Source organism: Streptomyces sp. NPDC043870 (assembly GCF_056435785.1).
Genome location: NZ_JBWKDT010000005.1, coordinates 211,490 through 226,456 on the forward strand (window position 1 = coordinate 211,490; position 14,967 = coordinate 226,456).

13 protein-coding genes and 1 pseudogene are annotated in these 14,967 nt (G+C 69.9%); 8 read left to right on the top strand and 6 right to left on the bottom strand.

What is annotated here, in order from left to right:
• Positions 1–238 precede the first annotated feature (238 nt).
• On the top strand, positions 239–1,459 hold the full coding sequence (locus AC0699_RS09200) for an acyltransferase family protein (protein WP_478657568.1): 1,221 nt from the start codon (positions 239–241) through the stop codon (positions 1,457–1,459).
• Here the strand turns inward: AC0699_RS09200 and AC0699_RS09205 are convergent.
• Together AC0699_RS09205 and AC0699_RS09210 are read right to left on the bottom strand one after the other, a co-directional pair.
• Positions 1,407–1,856, bottom strand: coding sequence for an HD domain-containing protein (locus AC0699_RS09205; RefSeq protein ID WP_478657570.1), 450 nt, complete (start codon positions 1,854–1,856; stop codon positions 1,407–1,409). The two genes, AC0699_RS09200 and AC0699_RS09205, sit on opposite strands and share 53 nt — an antisense overlap.
• A gap of 113 nt (positions 1,857–1,969) precedes the next feature.
• A complete protein-coding gene (locus tag AC0699_RS09210) occupies positions 1,970–3,112 on the bottom strand; it encodes a SpoIIE family protein phosphatase (protein ID WP_478657573.1) in 1,143 nt (380 codons plus the stop codon).
• Between the two features lie 106 nt (positions 3,113–3,218).
• Between AC0699_RS09210 and AC0699_RS09215 the strand changes: the two genes are divergently transcribed.
• On the top strand, positions 3,219–4,448 hold the full coding sequence (locus tag AC0699_RS09215) for a GNAT family N-acetyltransferase (protein ID WP_478657575.1): 1,230 nt from the start codon (positions 3,219–3,221) through the stop codon (positions 4,446–4,448).
• A gap of 112 nt (positions 4,449–4,560) precedes the next feature.
• Here the strand turns inward: AC0699_RS09215 and AC0699_RS09220 are convergent, their stop codons facing one another.
• Positions 4,561–5,412, bottom strand: a complete 852-nt coding sequence (locus AC0699_RS09220; protein WP_478657578.1) for an Fpg/Nei family DNA glycosylase — start codon at positions 5,410–5,412, stop codon at positions 4,561–4,563.
• A complete protein-coding gene (locus AC0699_RS09225) occupies positions 5,412–5,906 on the bottom strand; it encodes a ribose-5-phosphate isomerase (RefSeq protein WP_478657581.1) in 495 nt (164 codons plus the stop codon). Before AC0699_RS09225 ends, AC0699_RS09220 begins: the two co-directional genes overlap by 1 nt.
• A gap of 230 nt (positions 5,907–6,136) precedes the next feature.
• Here AC0699_RS09225 and AC0699_RS09230 point away from each other — a divergent pair, with 230 nt between their 5' ends.
• A complete protein-coding gene (locus AC0699_RS09230) occupies positions 6,137–7,615 on the top strand; it encodes an amino acid permease (RefSeq protein WP_478657584.1) in 1,479 nt (492 codons plus the stop codon).
• A gap of 236 nt (positions 7,616–7,851) precedes the next feature.
• Positions 7,852–7,959, top strand: a pseudogene (locus AC0699_RS09235) (BBE domain-containing protein); the annotation flags it as partial.
• Here AC0699_RS09235 and AC0699_RS09240 read toward each other — a convergent pair.
• The gene (locus tag AC0699_RS09240; RefSeq protein ID WP_478657587.1) at positions 7,940–8,533 is read right to left on the bottom strand and encodes a biotin transporter BioY; all 594 of its coding nucleotides are present in this window, start codon (positions 8,531–8,533) and stop codon (positions 7,940–7,942) included. The pseudogene AC0699_RS09235 and the gene AC0699_RS09240 overlap by 20 nt on opposite strands.
• Before the next feature lie 258 nt (positions 8,534–8,791).
• Here AC0699_RS09240 and AC0699_RS09245 point away from each other — a divergent pair, with 258 nt between their 5' ends.
• From AC0699_RS09245 to AC0699_RS09260, 4 genes are all read left to right on the top strand, one after another.
• On the top strand, positions 8,792–10,228 hold the full coding sequence (locus tag AC0699_RS09245) for an amino acid permease (protein ID WP_478657590.1): 1,437 nt from the start codon (positions 8,792–8,794) through the stop codon (positions 10,226–10,228).
• Positions 10,229–10,363: 135 nt separating this feature from the next.
• Positions 10,364–11,800 carry an amino acid permease gene (locus tag AC0699_RS09250; protein WP_478657593.1) on the top strand — a complete coding sequence of 479 codons (1,437 nt, stop codon included), beginning with the start codon at positions 10,364–10,366 and terminating at the stop codon, positions 11,798–11,800.
• A gap of 244 nt (positions 11,801–12,044) precedes the next feature.
• Positions 12,045–13,121 carry a glycerophosphodiester phosphodiesterase family protein gene (locus AC0699_RS09255; RefSeq protein ID WP_478657596.1) on the top strand — a complete coding sequence of 359 codons (1,077 nt, stop codon included), beginning with the start codon at positions 12,045–12,047 and terminating at the stop codon, positions 13,119–13,121.
• A gap of 262 nt (positions 13,122–13,383) precedes the next feature.
• Entirely contained in the window at positions 13,384–14,028 is a 645-nt protein-coding gene (locus AC0699_RS09260) for a superoxide dismutase (protein WP_478657599.1), read from the top strand.
• Between the two features lie 189 nt (positions 14,029–14,217).
• Here the strand turns inward: AC0699_RS09260 and AC0699_RS09265 are convergent, their stop codons facing one another.
• Entirely contained in the window at positions 14,218–14,850 is a 633-nt protein-coding gene (locus AC0699_RS09265; protein ID WP_478657601.1) for a mycothiol-dependent nitroreductase Rv2466c family protein, read from the bottom strand.
• Between the last annotated feature and the right edge of the window lie 117 nt (positions 14,851–14,967).

Here is a 14,967-nt window from a genome sequence, read left to right on the forward strand (position 1 = left end):
CCGGGGATGGAATTCGGCGTGAGCGTTTCCCTTGCCGTCGCGAAATGCGCACAGCTCGGCCACACGGAATTCAAGGCGCATCGGTGAGGAAATTCACGCTGATTCCGGCGTGTCGATTTGCACGGTTTAAGTTGGATTAACTAGGGCATATGGGGCGTTTGGCGGTAGTTTCAGTTGCGAATGGACGGACCGCGATCGGGGTTTTACGTGGGCTCATGCGCGGGCTAGGGTGCCTCGAATGTTCCACGCTCCGCATGGATTGCAGAGGGCCCAGTTCCCCGAGGCTGCCCGGGAGCCGGAGTCCATCCCTACAACAGCCCGGACAACACAGGCAGCGCCGGCTACGCAGACGACAGAGGCAGCTCAGACAGCCCGGAACGCGCACAGGGCGCAGCACGCGCCCGGCCACAAGAGACGCGACCCCTACTTCGACAACGCCAAATACCTCGCGATCGTGCTGGTGGCAGTGGCGCACGCGTGGGAGCCGGTGATGGACGGCAGCCGCGCCACGAGGGCGCTGTACATGTTCGTCTACGCCTTCCACATGCCGGCGTTCATCATCATCTCCGGCTACTTCTCGCGGAGCTTCGCCGCACGGCCCGACCAGCTGAAGCGGCTGGTGAGCGGGGTGGTGGTGCCGTATGTCGTCTTCGAGGTGGCGTACACGCTCTTCAAGCGGTGGGCCGACGACGATCCCGGCTACCCGTTCAGCATGACCGATCCGCTGTATCTCACCTGGTTCCTGATCGCGCTCTTCGTCTGGCGGCTGTCCACCCCGCTGTGGCGCTCGATCCGGCACCCGCTGCCGGTCGCGCTGGTCATCGCGGCGCTCGGCTCACTCACTCCGGGCATGGGGCAGACCCTCGATCTCCAGCGCATCCTGCAGTTCCTGCCGTTCTTCGTGCTGGGGCTCTCGATGCGGCCCGAGCACTTCCAGATGCTGCGGCGGCGAGAGGTACGGCTGCTGGCCCTGCCCGTGTTCGCGGGCGCGGCGGCGTTCACGTACTGGATCACGCCGGATCTGCGGATGGGCTGGTTCTACCACTCGACCAGTGCCGAGGAGCTGGACGCGCCCTGGTGGGCGGGGCCGGTCATGACCGTCGGGCTGTTCGGCTGCGCGCTGCTGCTCACGGCGGCCTTCCTCGCCTGGGTGCCGCGTCGCAGGACGTGGTTCACGGCGCTGGGCGCGGGCACCATCTGCGGCTATCTGCTGCACGGATTCCTGGTGAAGTCCCTGGAGTATCTGGGCCTGGTGGCGCAGCACCCGTGGCTGGCCGAGCCCGCCGGGGAGATCGTGGTGACGCTGGCGGCGGCCGCGGCCGTGACGCTGTTCTGTACGCCTCCGGTGCGGCGGGCGCTGCGGTTCGCGACGGAGCCGGAGCTGTCGTGGGCGTTCCGGCGGGACGTCACCGGGCTGACAGGCCCAGCAGCCGGCGCACCGTCGCGTACTTCTCGGTGAGCCGGACCCGGGTCGGCTCGTCCAGGACGGCGAGCCGGGCCGGGTCCGCGTTGTGGGCGAGGTCGGCCTCCTTGACGAGCAGGGCGCCGGGGGTGTTGAGGATGCGCCGGGTGTAGTCCGGCAGCTCCTCGCCCTTCCGCTTGGTCACCGCGAGGACCATGTCCTTGACGGACTGCGGCAGTTCGGCGGCGTCCAGCCACTCCCGGGAGAGCGCGTCGTCCTCCACCGAGTCGTGCAGCCAGGCCGCGGCGATCTGTTCGTCGCTCCCGCCCCTGGCCCGTACGCCTTCGGCGACGGCCTGGAGGTGCTCGGCGTACGGGCGTCCCGCCTTGTCCTGCTGCGTCGCGTGGGCCTCGCGGGCGATGGCCTCGACCTCGGCCAGGGTGAGAAGGGGCATGGCTCGACTGTACGGCCGTACGCGTGCGGTCGTTCGGCGGTCGGGAAAGGCCGGGTCAGGGCTTGCGCACGGGCCGGGTGTGCGCACGGGCCGGGGTGTGCCCAGCACCACTGTCAGGGCTCGCGGCGCAGGAGAAGCAGGGCCCGGTCGTCGTTGACGTCCTTGGCCACGGCCTCTATGAGATGCCAGGCGGCGCCCTCGAAACCCGTCGCCACATAGCGGTCCGCCTCGCCGGTCAGCCGGTCCATGCCCTCGGCGATCTCGCGGTCGGACGCCTCGACGAGGCCGTCGGTGAAGAGCATCAGCACATCGCCGGGGCGCAGGGTGCCCTTGACCGGGTCGAACTGGGCGCCGTCGTAGACGCCGAGCAGCGGGCCCTCCGCGGACTTCTCCTCCCAGCGGCCGGTCCCGGCGTGGAGCTGGAGGGCGGGGAGATGGCCCGCGGAGAGGAGTTCGTAATCGCCGGAGTCCAGGTCGAGGACGAGATGGACGGAGGTGGCGAAGCCCTCGTCCCAGTTCTGGCGCAGAAGGTAGCCGTTGGCCGCGGGCAGGAAGCCGTGCGGCGGGAGGGAGCCGAGGAGGCCGCCGAAGGCGCCGGACAGCAGCAGGGCGCGGGAGCCGGCGTCCATGCCCTTGCCGGAGACATCGGTGAGCACGACTTCGAGGGTGCGGCCGCCGTTGGTGCAGGCCGCGACGACGAAGTCGCCCGAGAAGGACTGTCCGCCGGCCGGGCGCAGCGCCATCTCGCGGTGCCAGCCCCTGGGCAGCCGGGGCAGCGCGCTCTGCACACGGATGCGTTCGCGCAGGTCGAAGAGCATGGTGCCGCCGCGCCGCCAGGGCACGCCGACCCGGGCCCGGAACTGGGCGATGAGCAGTCCGAAGAACCCGCAGGCGGCCACCACGAGGACGGTTCCGGGGGTGACCCGGGCCGGGCCCTCCATGTACGGGCCGAGCACCAGCGATTCGACGATGAGGGCGCCGGCCGCCGCCGCGTACAGCCCGAGCAGGCTGGCGGGCCGCAGCAGCAGTCCGCCCGCGACGATGGGCAGGACGAGGGCCGCGGGCGCACACCAGACGGGCATGAGGACCGTGCCGAAGGCGATCGCCGGGACGGTCAGCAGCAGTCCGGCCAGGGCGATCCAGTCGGAGCCGTCACCGCGGAAATAGTCGACGCCGGATTTGCGCAGCGCCGTCCTGGCCCGGTGCAGGGTCTTCCGCAACCGGGCCGCGTACGAGTCTGCCGCGCGACGAGCCATCGTCGTGGACCCTATCCACCCGCTTGCCCGGCGTGCAGGGGGACCCCGTGACATTGCGTTCGAAATCGGGTCGCGACGGGCCGCGCACCCCTGGTAGGCATGGCTCATGACGACTGAACTGCGGGTGCTCCAGCGCGACGAGTGGGATCAGTGGTACACGGAGCTGGAGCTCGCCTTCGGTGGTGTCGCGGAGGCCCCGGAGGAGCGCGAGCTGTGGAACGCGCTGACCGAGACGGATCGTTCGATCGGCGCGTGGGACGGCGACGAGTGCGTCGGTACGGCCGGGGCGTTCAGTTTCCGGGTGTCGGTGCCGGGCGGCGCGCTGGTGCCCGCGGCCGGGGTGACGATGGTGAGCGTGGCGGCCACGCACCGGCGGCGCGGGGTGCTCACCTCGATGATGCGGCGTCAGCTGGACGACGTACGGAAGTGGGGCGAGCCGCTCGCCGTGCTGACGGCGTCCGAGCCGGCGATCTACGGCCGGTTCGGGTACGGCATCGGGACCCATCAGCTGAATCTGGAGATCGACACGTCCCGGGTGGGGATCGTGGCGCCGCCGGGGACGGACGACGTACGGCTGCGGTTCGTGCCGGTCGCGGAGGCGGCCGGGGCGTGCGAAGCGGTGCACCTGCGCACGATCGGCTCACGGCCCGGGATGCTCGCCCGGACGCCCGGCTGGGAGCGGTTGCCGCTGCTCGATCCGCCGTCCGAGCGGGAGGGCTCGTCGCCGATGCAGTGCGTGCTCGCCGAGCGGGACGGCGAGGTCGTGGGCTATGTGCGCTTCCACAACAAGCCGGAGTGGGACGCGTTCGGGCCGGGCGGCTCGATCATGCTGCGTGACATCGGTGCGCTGGATCCGACGGCGTACGCGGCGCTGTGGCGCTTCCTCTTCGGCATCGACCTGACCTCGACGGTCCGGGCCCGCAACCGGCCGGTGGACGACCCGCTGCTCCAGCTCGTCACGGACATCCGGCGCTGCGGTGTCCGGGTGCGCGATTCGCTGCATGTACGTCTGGTGGACGTGGGCGCGGCGCTGGCGGCGCGGACGTACCGGACGCCGGTGGATGTCGTGTTCGAGGTCGAGGACGCGTTCTGTCCCTGGAACGAGGGGCGCTGGCGGCTCACGGGTGACGCGAAGGGGGCGTCGTGCGAGCGGACCGGGGATACGGCGGACCTGGAGCTTCCGGTACGGGAGCTGGGCGCGGCGTACCTGGGCGGGGTGACGCTGTCCGCGCTGGCCGGGGCGGGGCAGGTGCGTGAGCTGCGCGGGGGCGCGCTGGCGGAGGCGTCGCTCGCGTTCGGGTCCGACCTCGCGCCGTGGTTGCCGCACGGGTTCTAGGGCCTGTCCGGTGTATCAGGCCCGGGTGTACTGATCACGAGTGCCGGCAACGGTCGTGATCAGTACACCTGGCGCGGGGCTCCGCCCGCGGCCCTCGCGCCTCAAGCTCCCCCTACGCCCTGCGGCGTGGGGGACCCCCAGCGGGGCCGGATTTCTGGCAGGCCGGGCACCAGAAGAGGTTGCGGGCGGCGAGACCGGCGGTGCGGATCTCGCCGCCACAGATGTGGCAGGCCTGCTGGGCCCGGCGGTAGACGTAGACCTCGCCGCCGTGGTCGTCGACGCGCGGGGGGCGGGCCATCGCCTCCGGCGTGTGCTCGGGGCGGACGGTGTCGATGCGGTTGTTCCGTACGCCCTCGCGCATGAGGGCGACCAGGTCCGCCCAGAGGGCGTGCCACTCCCGCTCGGTGAGGTCCCTGCCCGCGCGGTACGGATCGATGCCGTGCCGGAAGAGGACTTCCGCCCGGTAGACGTTGCCGACGCCCGCGACGACCTTCTGGTCCATCAGCAGTGCGGCGATGGTCGTACGGGACCGGGAGATCCGGGCCCAGGCCCGGTCCGGGCCGTCGTCCGGGCGCAGCGGGTCGGGGCCGAGCCGGTCGTGTATCGCCCGCTTCTCGCCGTCCGTGATCAGGGCACAGGTGGTGGGGCCGCGCAGGTCGACGTACGCCTCGGGGTTCGCGAGCCGCAGCCGCACCGTCTCGGTCGGCGGCGGTACGGGCGCGTCGCCGAAGTTCACCTTGCCGAAGAGGCCGAGATGGATGTGGACCCATTCGCCGCCGTCGGAGCCGCCGAAGCCGAGGAAGAGGTGCTTGCCGTGGGCCTCGGTGCGCTCCAGCACCGTGCCGTCGAGCAGCGCCGCGGAGTCGGCGAATTTGCCCTGCGGGCTGGTCACCCGCACGGACCGGCCGCCGAACCGTTCCCGGTAGTCGGCGGCCAGTCGGTGGATCGTGTGCCCTTCGGGCATCAGGCGGTCGGCTCCTGCGGGTGGTGGGCCGGGATCGGGGGCAGCTCGCCGGAGGTCTCGTACGCCGAGAGCATCTCGATACGGCGGGTGTGACGCTCCTCACCCGAGTACGGCGTCTTGAGGAAGACCTCGACGAAGGTCGTCGCCTCGTCGGCCGTGTGCATCCGGGCGCCGACGGCGACGACGTTGGCGTTGTTGTGCTCGCGGCCGAGGGCGGCCGTCTGCACGCTCCAGGCCAGCGCGGCGCGGACGCCCTTGACCTTGTTCGCGGCGATCTGCTCACCGTTGCCGGAGCCGCCGATCACGACGCCGAGGCTGTCCGGGTCCGCGGCCGTCCGCTCGGCGGCACGCAGGCAGAACGGCGGGTAGTCGTCCTGGGCGTCGTAGATGTGGGGGCCGCAGTCGACGGGCTCGTGGCCATGGGCCGTGAGCCACTCGACGAGGTGGTTCTTGAGTTCGAAGCCGGCATGGTCGGAACCGAGGTACACGCGCATGATCCGAGTGTGGCACGCGGGGAGCCGGGCAGGCGTCAGCGGGGTCCGGCGGCGGGCCCTGTCGGAGGACCGGACGGGGGCTGTGACGGGGGCTGTGACGGGGCCCCGGGCGCGATCGGGAGAAAGTGCCCATCATCACTAATCGGAGTCAGGTCTTCCGTACCGACGGGTCACCGGTTTGAATGCGGGGGCTCGTAACCCGAGCGACCCGCACACGTAAGGAATCGTCCATGAACCCCCAGCCGACCCTTACGAAGGCAGGCGGAAACACCGGAGAAACCGGTAATCCCCAGCCTTCCGACGGTCTCAAGGCCGGACTCAAGAACCGCCACCTGTCCATGATCGCCATCGGTGGCGTGATCGGCGCGGGCCTCTTCGTCGGATCCTCCGGCGGCATCGCGGCAGCCGGCCCCGCCATCCTCGTGTCCTACCTCCTCGTCGGCGCGCTGGTCGTCTTCGTGATGCGGATGCTCGGTGAGATGGCCGCCGCGAGCCCGAACTCGGGATCCTTCTCCGCGTACGCCGACCGCGCGCTCGGCCGCTGGGCGGGCTTCTCCATCGGATGGCTCTACTGGTTCTTCTGGGTCGTCGTGCTGGCGGTCGAGGCGACCGCGGGTGCGGTGATCCTCGAGGGCTGGGTCCCGGCCGTGCCGCAGTGGGCGTGGGCGCTGATCGTGATGGTCGTGCTGACCGCGACCAACCTGGCGTCGGTGTCGTCGTACGGCGAGTTCGAGTTCTGGTTCGCGGGGATCAAGGTCGTCGCCATCGGCGGCTTCGTGATCATCGGTCTGCTGGCCGTGTTCGGCGTGCTGCCGGGCTCCGACAACCCGGGCGCGGGCTTCGCGCACCTGACCGACGCCGGCGGCTTCCTGCCCAACGGCGCGGGCGCCATCCTCACCGGTGTGCTGATGGTCGTCTTCTCCTTCATGGGCAGCGAGATCGTCACGCTGGCCGCCGGTGAGTCCGAGGACCCCCGCCGCGCGGTCACCAAGGCCACCAACAGCGTGATCTGGCGGATCGGTGTCTTCTACCTGGGCTCGATCTTCATCGTCCTGACGCTGCTGCCGTGGAACGACAAGTCGATCGTCGAGAAGGGTTCGTACGTCGCGGCCCTGGACTCCATCGGCATTCCGCACGCCGGCCAGATCATGAACGTGATCGTCCTGACAGCCGTGCTGTCCTGCCTGAACTCGGGTCTCTACACCGCCTCCCGCATGGCGTTCTCGCTGGGCGAGCGCGGCGACGCGCCGAAGGCGTTCGCCAAGGTCAACGCCAAGGGCGTGCCGACCGCCGCCATCCTGGCCTCGGTCGTCTTCGGCTTCGGCGCCGTCTACGCCAACTACGCGTACAAGGACTCGGTCTTCCTCTTCCTGCTGAACTCCTCGGGTGCGGTCGCGCTGTTCGTCTGGCTGGTGATCTGCTTCACCCAGCTGCGGATGCGCGGGATCCTGATGCGCGAGGCGCCGGAGAAGGTGACCGTGAAGATGTGGCTCTTCCCGTACCTGACCTGGGCGACCGCCGCGATGATCATCTTCGTGCTGGGCTACATGCTGTTCGACGACGCGAACCGCGAGGTCGTGCTGTGGTCGGTGGCGGTCGCGGCCGTCGTGGTGGTCATCGGTGTCGTCCTGCAGCTCACGAACAAGGGCAAGGGCACGGCGGCCGTGGACGCCGCCCGGACCGAGCAGATCGAGGACGCCAGGGTCTGATCCCTGCTGGACAACACCTGCTGAATACCTGACGGCTGATGTCAGGTAATCGCGAAAGGCTCTCCGTACACCCAGTGAACGGAGAGCCTTTCCCATGCACGACTTCGGCAGGAACGTCTTCCGCCCCGGCGACAGCGGCTACGACGAGGAACTGGCCGGCTTCCGGAGCGGCTTCCCGGTCCGGCCCTGACGGTGGCCCGGTCGACGACGTCTTCGCCGCCGGCGACCGTACGGAGGGGCTGTACGAAGAGGAAACGCCGAAGAGGCTCGCCATGGTCAAGGAGCAGTACGACCCGGCGAACCTCTTCGGCAGGAACTACGGGGTCAGCCGCGGCGGCCGATGAGCTTCCAGGCGGCGGGCAGCGCCCCCATCGCCAGCGCGGCCTTGAGCGCGTCGCCGATCAGGAACGGGGTGAGGCCCGCGGCGACGGCCTGAGTGAGCGTCATACCGGTGGCGAGGGACAGATACGGCACGCCGACGGCGTAGATGATCGCGGAGCCGAGGACCATCGTGCCGGCGGTACGCAGGACGGAGCGGTCGGCGCCGCGGCGGGCGAGGGCGCCGACCACGGTGGCGGCGAGCAGCATGCCGAGGATGTAGCCGAAGGACGGCATGGCATAGCCGGAGGACGCCTCGGCGAACCACGGCATGCCCGCCATACCGACGAGGGCGTACAGCGCGAGGGAGAGGAAGCCGCGGCGGGCGCCGAGCGCGGTGCCGACGAGCAGCGCGGCGAAGGTCTGGCCGGTGACGGGAACCGGGGAGCCGGGGACCGGGACGGAGATCTGCGCCGCGATTCCGGTGAGCACGGCGCCGCCGATCACCAGCGCTGCGTCCACTGCGGACTTGGCACGGCTGGCGGGCAGCAGGTCCGCGAGGACCACTCCGGATCGGACGGGGGCGGCGGCAGTGCTCATCGGGGTCTCCTGAAGTCGGTGTGGACATGGCGACGTTAGACCAGGGGTCAACGACCGATCACCATCAGCCGATGACAAAGTGCCGGTTGACGCCTTGGTGGAGTTCAGACAAAGCAGTCTCACCAACCGTCCCCCGTACGTGATGCTCGTCACTGAGGTGACGGGCGGAGGAGTCCGTTTTGGCGATGGGGGCTGCACTCGGGGAGACTGTAGGTTCTTGCCAAATCCCCGAGAAGTCTGTCGAGAGTTCCCAGCACCATGCACGACGCACCGCCCAGCCCGTTGGCCACCGAGGCCGAGCCTCTCTCCCACGGGCTGAAGCAGCGTCATCTGACGATGCTCGGCCTCGGCGGGGTGATCGGCGCCGGGCTCTTCGTCGGCTCGGGCGCCGGTATCGCGGTCGCAGGACCCGGCATCGTCGTGTCGTACCTGCTCGCGGGCGCGCTGGCGATGCTCGTGATGCGGATGCTCGGCGAGATGTCGGCGGCGATGCCCGCGTCCGGTGCCTTCTCGGTGCACGCGGAGCGGGCGCTCGGCCGCTGGGCCGGCTTCAGCGTCGGCTGGCTGTACTGGTTCCTGCTGGTGGTCGTGCTCGCCGTGGAGGCGACGGGCGCGGCGACGATCGCGAACGGCTGGGTGCCGGGCGTGCCGCAGTGGACCTGGGTGCTGATCTTCATGGTGGTCTTCACCGCCGCCAATCTCGCAGCGGTCAAGAACTTCGGCGAGTTCGAGTTCTGGTTCGCCGCGCTGAAGGTCGGCGCGATCGTCCTCTTCCTGCTGCTGGGCACCCTGGCGGTCTTCGGCGTGCTGCCGGCCGGGTCCCATGCTTCCGGGGACCCGGTGGGTCTGAGCAATCTGACCGGGCGGGGCGGCTTTCTGCCGAACGGCTGGGAGGGCGTCGTCTCCGGTGTCCTCGCCGTCGTCTTCGCCTTCGGCGGCCTGGAGGTCGTCACCATCGCGGCTGCCGAGTCCAAGGACCCGGCCCGCGCGGTCGGGCGGGCCGTGCGCAGTGCGGTGTGGCGCATCCTCTTCTTCTACGTCGGCTCGATGCTGGTCATCGTGACCGTGCTGCCGTGGACCGCGATGAAGCCGGGGCAGAGCCCGTACGTCGCCGTCCTCGACGCGATCGGTGTGCCGGGCGCAGGGCAGATCATGAACATCGTGGTGTTCGTGGCGCTGCTGTCCGCCCTCAACGCCAACCTCTACGGCTCGTCGCGGATGGTCTTCTCGCTCGCCGAGCGCGGCGAGGCGCCTGCGGGTCTGCTCGCCGTGTCGCGCGGCGGTGTACCGCGCCGGGCCGTGTTCGCCTCGGTCGCCTTCGGCTTCGTGTCCGTACTGCTCAATCTGAAGTGGCCGGACTCCGTCTTCCTCTACATGCTCAACGCGGTCGGCGCGGTGCTGCTGTTCGTCTGGGCCCTGATCGCGGTCTCGCAGCTGCGGCTGCGCCGCCGTATCGAGCGCGAGGCGCCGGAGAAGCTGACCCTGAAGATGTGGGGCTTCCCCTGGCTGACGTGGGTGGCGCTGGCCGGGATCGGCGCCGTGCTGGTGCTGATGCTCGGCGACGACGACGCCCGCCCTCAGGTGCTGTGGTCCGGTGCGGCGACGGCCGTGGTGCTGATGGTGGCGGGTCTCCGCGAGCTGCGTGAACCGCGTGAGCGACGTGAACCGCGTGACAGTCGCAAGGATGTTGCGTGACGTGCGGGCAAGGCGTGCCTGAACCTTCACATTGTGTGAGCATGTTGTCCGTATAGCGGTCTGTCGTGCTCCGTGAGCGGTGCTGACCGCAGACTGTGGGCCACTCCCCTTGTCCCCCACGAACAGGGCACGCCCATGTCTCGGACCTCGGCGCCCGCGCCCGTCGACACCAAAGTCGACTCCGCGCTCGCGCACGGCCTCAAGCAGCGCCATCTGTCGATGATCGCCCTCGGTGGTGTGATCGGCGCCGGACTCTTCGTCGGCTCCGGCGCCGGCATCGCCGCCGCCGGACCGTCGATCGTCGTCGCGTATGCGGTATCCGGCCTGCTCGTCATGCTCGTGATGCGCATGCTCGGCGAGATGTCGGCCGCGAACCCGGCGTCCGGCTCGTTCTCCGTGCACGCCGAGCGGGCCATCGGGCCGTGGGCGGGCTTCGCGGCCGGCTGGTCGTTCTGGGTGCTGCTGTCCGTCGCCGTGGGCCTGGAGGGCATCGGCGCGGCGAAGATCGTCAGCGGCTGGCTGCCCGGCACCCCCGAGTGGGCCTGGGTCGCGCTGTTCATGCTGGTGTTCTGCGGCACCAACCTGGCGGCGGTGAAGAACTTCGGCGAGTTCGAGTTCTGGTTCGCTGCCCTCAAGGTCGGCGCGATCACGCTCTTCCTGATCCTCGGGGGTCTCGCGATCCTCGGCATCCTGCCCGGCACGGAGGCCCCCGGCACCGCCAACCTCACCGGCGACGGCGGCTTCCTGCCGAACGGCTCGGAGGGCCTGGTCATCGGTCTCCTCGCCTCCGTGTTCGCGTACGGCGGCCTGGAGACGGTCACCATCGCGGCCGCCGAGTCCGAGCACCCCGTCCAGGGTGTCACCAAGGCCGTGCGCACCGCGATGTGGCGCATCGCGCTCTTCTACATCGGCTCCATGGCGGTCATCGTCACGCTGGTGCCGTGGGACGACCCGGACGTCGCCAACCCCGACAAGGGCCCGTACGTCACAGCCCTGAACCACCTCGACATCCCGGGCGCCGGCACCGTGATGCAGGTCGTGGTGCTGGTCGCGCTGCTCTCCGCGATGAACGCCAACATCTACGGCTCCTCCCGCATGGCGTACTCGCTGGTCGCCCGTGGCCAGGGCCCGAAGGCGATCGGGCGGATCTCCGGCGGCGTGCCGCGGATCGCCGTGCTCGTCTCCTCCGTCTTCGGCTTCCTGTGCGTGCTGCTCAGCTACTGGCGCCCCGACGACGTCTTCCCCTGGCTGCTGAACATGATCGGCGCGGTGATCCTCGTCGTCTGGCTGTTCATCGCCGTCTCCCAGCTGGTGCTGCGACGCCGTATCGAGCGTGAGGCGCCGGAGAAGCTCGTGGTGCGGATGTGGCTGTTCCCGGTGCTGACCTGGGTCGCGATCGCGGGCATGCTCGGAATCTTCGTCCTCATGCTCCGCCAGCCCGACACTCGCGATCAGCTGCTCGCGACCGGTGCGATGACCCTGGTACTGGCCGTCGCCGGCTTCGTCCTGCAGAAGAACCGCAAGCCCGAGCAGGAGACGCCGGAGCCGGTTACGGACAACACGGCAGGTTGAGCGGGGGCAGCGGCTCCCGCTGACCGTCGCCGTCCCAGCACATCGGACCCCCGGGCCACCGCGGCCCGGGGGTCCTCCGCGTCCGGGAACGGATGAGCGCGGGCACCGAGCGGGACCTGTCCCTCGTCGTCGGTCCCGGGTGGTGCACGGCAGGCGTACAGGCGGTGAACCGCCGGCCGGGGTGGGGCGGGCGGTTCTAGCGTGCGGGCGCGAGGACCTGTCACGCACACCGAGGGAGAGCCGTATGTCCGCACTGCCCGGACGTCGTTCGATACTTCTCGCGGCGGGCGCCACAGCCGCGACCGCGACCGCTGCCGCCGCCGGGGCGGCGGGTCCCGCCGTCGCGAGCACGCCGTACCGGTCGCCGCACGGGCCCGTCGTCATCGGGCACCGCGGGGCCGCCGGGTGGCGGCCGGAACACACCGCCGCGTCGTACACGTACGCGGTGCAGACCGGCGCCGACTGGATCGAGCCGGATCTCGTGGCGACCGGGGACCACCACCTGGTGGTGCGGCACGAGAACGAGATATCGGGGACGACGGATGTCGCGTCGCACCCGGAGTTCGCGGACCGCAGGACCACGAAGACCGTGGACGGACGGGCCGTCACCGGCTGGTTCACCGAGGACTTCACACTCGCGGAGCTGAGGACCCTGCGGGCCGTCGAACGGCTCCCGGCCGTCCGCAACCGCAACACCGTGTTCGACGGGCGCGAGCAGATCATGACGTTCGACGAGGTGGTGCGGCTGGCGAAGAGCCTGTCGCGGCGGTACGGGCGCACCGTCGCCGTCTTCCCGGAGACCAAGCACCCCTCCTACTTCCGCTCGATCGGCCTCCCCCTGGAGCCGCCGCTCGCCCGCGCGGTCCGCCGCGCACACCTGCGCGCCCACGAATGCGTCGTGCAGTCCTTCGAGCCGGACAGCCTGCACCGGATCGCCGCCGAGCGACTGGGCGTACCGCTGTGGCAGGCCCTCGGCACGACCGGCGGCCCGTACGGGCACCCGGTCACGTACAAGGACATGATGACGCCCGCAGGGCTGCGCGAGATCGCGTCGTACGCGCAGTGGATCGGCCCCGACAAGTCCTCCCTCGTACCGCCGTCGCCGCTGCTGGCCGACGCTCACGCGGCCGGGCTGAAGGTCGGCGCCTACACCTTCCGTGCCGAGAACCAGTACCTGCCGGCGGAGCTGCGCCGCGGCGCCGGCCCGATCGCGTTCGGCGACGCCTTCGCCGAGTACGCCCGGCACTACGCCCTCGGTGTCGACGCCGTCGTGACGGACTTCCCCGACCTCGCCGCCCTCGCGCGCGACGCCCGGTCCTAGGCCGTGTTTTAGAACTCCCGCCTGGCTCGCGACGCCTGGCACGCATACTCGCTGCGTTGTCGGAGTCATCCAAGTACGTCCAGTACGAGGATGATCCTCCGCCTTGCGATTGCACGCACCAGACGCCTCGAGCCCCGCCCTGCGGGCGGACGGCGCTAGTTCTCAAACACGGCCCAGGACGAACGGCTGATCAACTTCCGGTCCTCCTGCTGTTAGTCTGCAGTTGCGAAAGGTTTGCAATAAGCAGTCGGAGGGCTCGGACATGGCCATTTACACGCTTCCTGAACTTCCGTACGACTACGCGGCGCTCGAGCCTGTGATCAACCCGCAGATCATCGAGCTGCACCACGACAAGCACCACGCCGCGTACGTGAAGGGCGCCAACGACACCCTTGAGCAGCTCGCCGAGGCGCGCGACAAGGAAGCCTGGGGATCGATCAACGGCCTGGAGAAGAACCTCGCGTTCCACCTCTCCGGGCACATCCTGCACAGCATCTACTGGCACAACATGACCGGTCCGAAGCACGGCGGCGGCGGCGAGCCGCTGGCCACGGACGGCGTCGGCGAGCTGGCGGACGCGATCGCCGAATCCTTCGGCTCCTTCGCCAAGTTCAGGACACAGCTCTCCAAGGCCGCCGCCACCACGCAGGGCTCGGGCTGGGGCGTCCTCGCGTACGAGCCGGTCAGCGGCCGGCTGATCGTCGAGCAGGTCTACGACCACCAGGGCAACGTCGGCCAGGGCTCGGTGCCGATTCTGGTCTTCGACGCCTGGGAGCACGCCTTCTATCTGCAGTACAAGAACCAGAAGGTGGACTTCATCGACGCCATGTGGGAGGTCGTCAACTGGCAGGACGTGGCGAAGCGTTACGCCGAAGCCAAGGAGCGCACTCCGCTCATCGCCCCGTGAATCGCGGCGTGAACCGACCCATGAACCGGCCCGTGAACCGGCCCGTGAACCGCCCCGTGACGCGAGCCTGACCAGGCCATAGAGTCGTCCTGCTCGTGATCGTCTTCTCAACCTTCACTTGCAGGCGGAGAAAAGAAGGACCCCCGCGAGGACATGACTCGCGGGGGTCCTTCCGTGCACGGTGCGGCCTCAGGAGAAGTCGGGCCCCTTCGTCCGCGTGCGCTTGATCTCGTAGAAGCCCGGGATCGACGCCACCAGCAGCGTGCCGTCCCACAGCTTCGCCGCCTCCTCGCCCTTGGGCGCGGGGGTGACGACCGGGCCGAAGAAGGCGATCTGCTCGCCGTCCGCGCCGGGCACCGCGATGACCGGCGTGCCGACGTCCTGGCCGACCTTGGAGATGCCCTCCTTGTGGGAGGCGCGGAGCTCGATGTCGTACGCGTCCGACTCGGCATAGTCCGCGAGCTCGGCCGGCAGGCCCACCGCGTCCAGGGCTTCCAGGATCACCTCGGGGGTGACGCCGCGGCCCTCGTTGTGGATGCGGGTGCCGAGCGCGGTGTACAGCGGACCGACCACCTCGTCGCCGTGCTTCTGCTGGGCCGCGACGACGACCCGGACCGGGCCCCAGGCGTTCTTGAGCGCCTCGCGGTACTCCGCGGGCAACTCGTCCAGCTTGTCCTCGTTGAGCACGGCCAGGCTCATCACATGCCAGCGCACGTCGACCGGGCGGATCTTCTCCACCTCCAGCATCCAGCGGGAGGTCATCCAGGCCCAGGGGCACAGCGGGTCGAACCAGAAGTCGGCGGGGGTCCTGCTCTCGGGCATGTCTCTCCTCGTGCCTCGTATGCCGTACGGCGTGCGCCTCAGGCCCAAACACCACCGGCCGCCGCGCGCATTCCCGGGATACCTGCGGTCACGAGCACATGCGAGGATCGGTCCTGT

Excerpts from the sequence above, each read along its gene's own strand:
- AC0699_RS09215 (WP_478657575.1), top strand. The coding sequence starts at position 3,219 with ATGACGACTGAACTGCGGGTGCTCCAGCGCGACGAGTGGGATCAGTGG.
- AC0699_RS09230 (WP_478657584.1), top strand. The coding sequence starts at position 6,137 with ATGAACCCCCAGCCGACCCTTACGAAGGCAGGCGGAAACACCGGAGAA.
- AC0699_RS09245 (WP_478657590.1), top strand. The coding sequence starts at position 8,792 with ATGCACGACGCACCGCCCAGCCCGTTGGCCACCGAGGCCGAGCCTCTC.
- AC0699_RS09200 (WP_478657568.1), top strand. The coding sequence starts at position 239 with ATGTTCCACGCTCCGCATGGATTGCAGAGGGCCCAGTTCCCCGAGGCT.
- AC0699_RS09210 (WP_478657573.1), bottom strand. The coding sequence starts at position 3,112 with ATGGCTCGTCGCGCGGCAGACTCGTACGCGGCCCGGTTGCGGAAGACC.
- AC0699_RS09220 (WP_478657578.1), bottom strand. The coding sequence starts at position 5,412 with ATGCCCGAAGGGCACACGATCCACCGACTGGCCGCCGACTACCGGGAA.
- AC0699_RS09225 (WP_478657581.1), bottom strand. The coding sequence starts at position 5,906 with ATGCGCGTGTACCTCGGTTCCGACCATGCCGGCTTCGAACTCAAGAAC.
- AC0699_RS09240 (WP_478657587.1), bottom strand. The coding sequence starts at position 8,533 with ATGAGCACTGCCGCCGCCCCCGTCCGATCCGGAGTGGTCCTCGCGGAC.
- AC0699_RS09265 (WP_478657601.1), bottom strand. The coding sequence starts at position 14,850 with ATGCCCGAGAGCAGGACCCCCGCCGACTTCTGGTTCGACCCGCTGTGC.
- AC0699_RS09205 (WP_478657570.1), bottom strand. The coding sequence starts at position 1,856 with ATGCCCCTTCTCACCCTGGCCGAGGTCGAGGCCATCGCCCGCGAGGCC.
- AC0699_RS09255 (WP_478657596.1), top strand. The coding sequence starts at position 12,045 with ATGTCCGCACTGCCCGGACGTCGTTCGATACTTCTCGCGGCGGGCGCC.
- AC0699_RS09260 (WP_478657599.1), top strand. The coding sequence starts at position 13,384 with ATGGCCATTTACACGCTTCCTGAACTTCCGTACGACTACGCGGCGCTC.
- AC0699_RS09250 (WP_478657593.1), top strand. The coding sequence starts at position 10,364 with ATGTCTCGGACCTCGGCGCCCGCGCCCGTCGACACCAAAGTCGACTCC.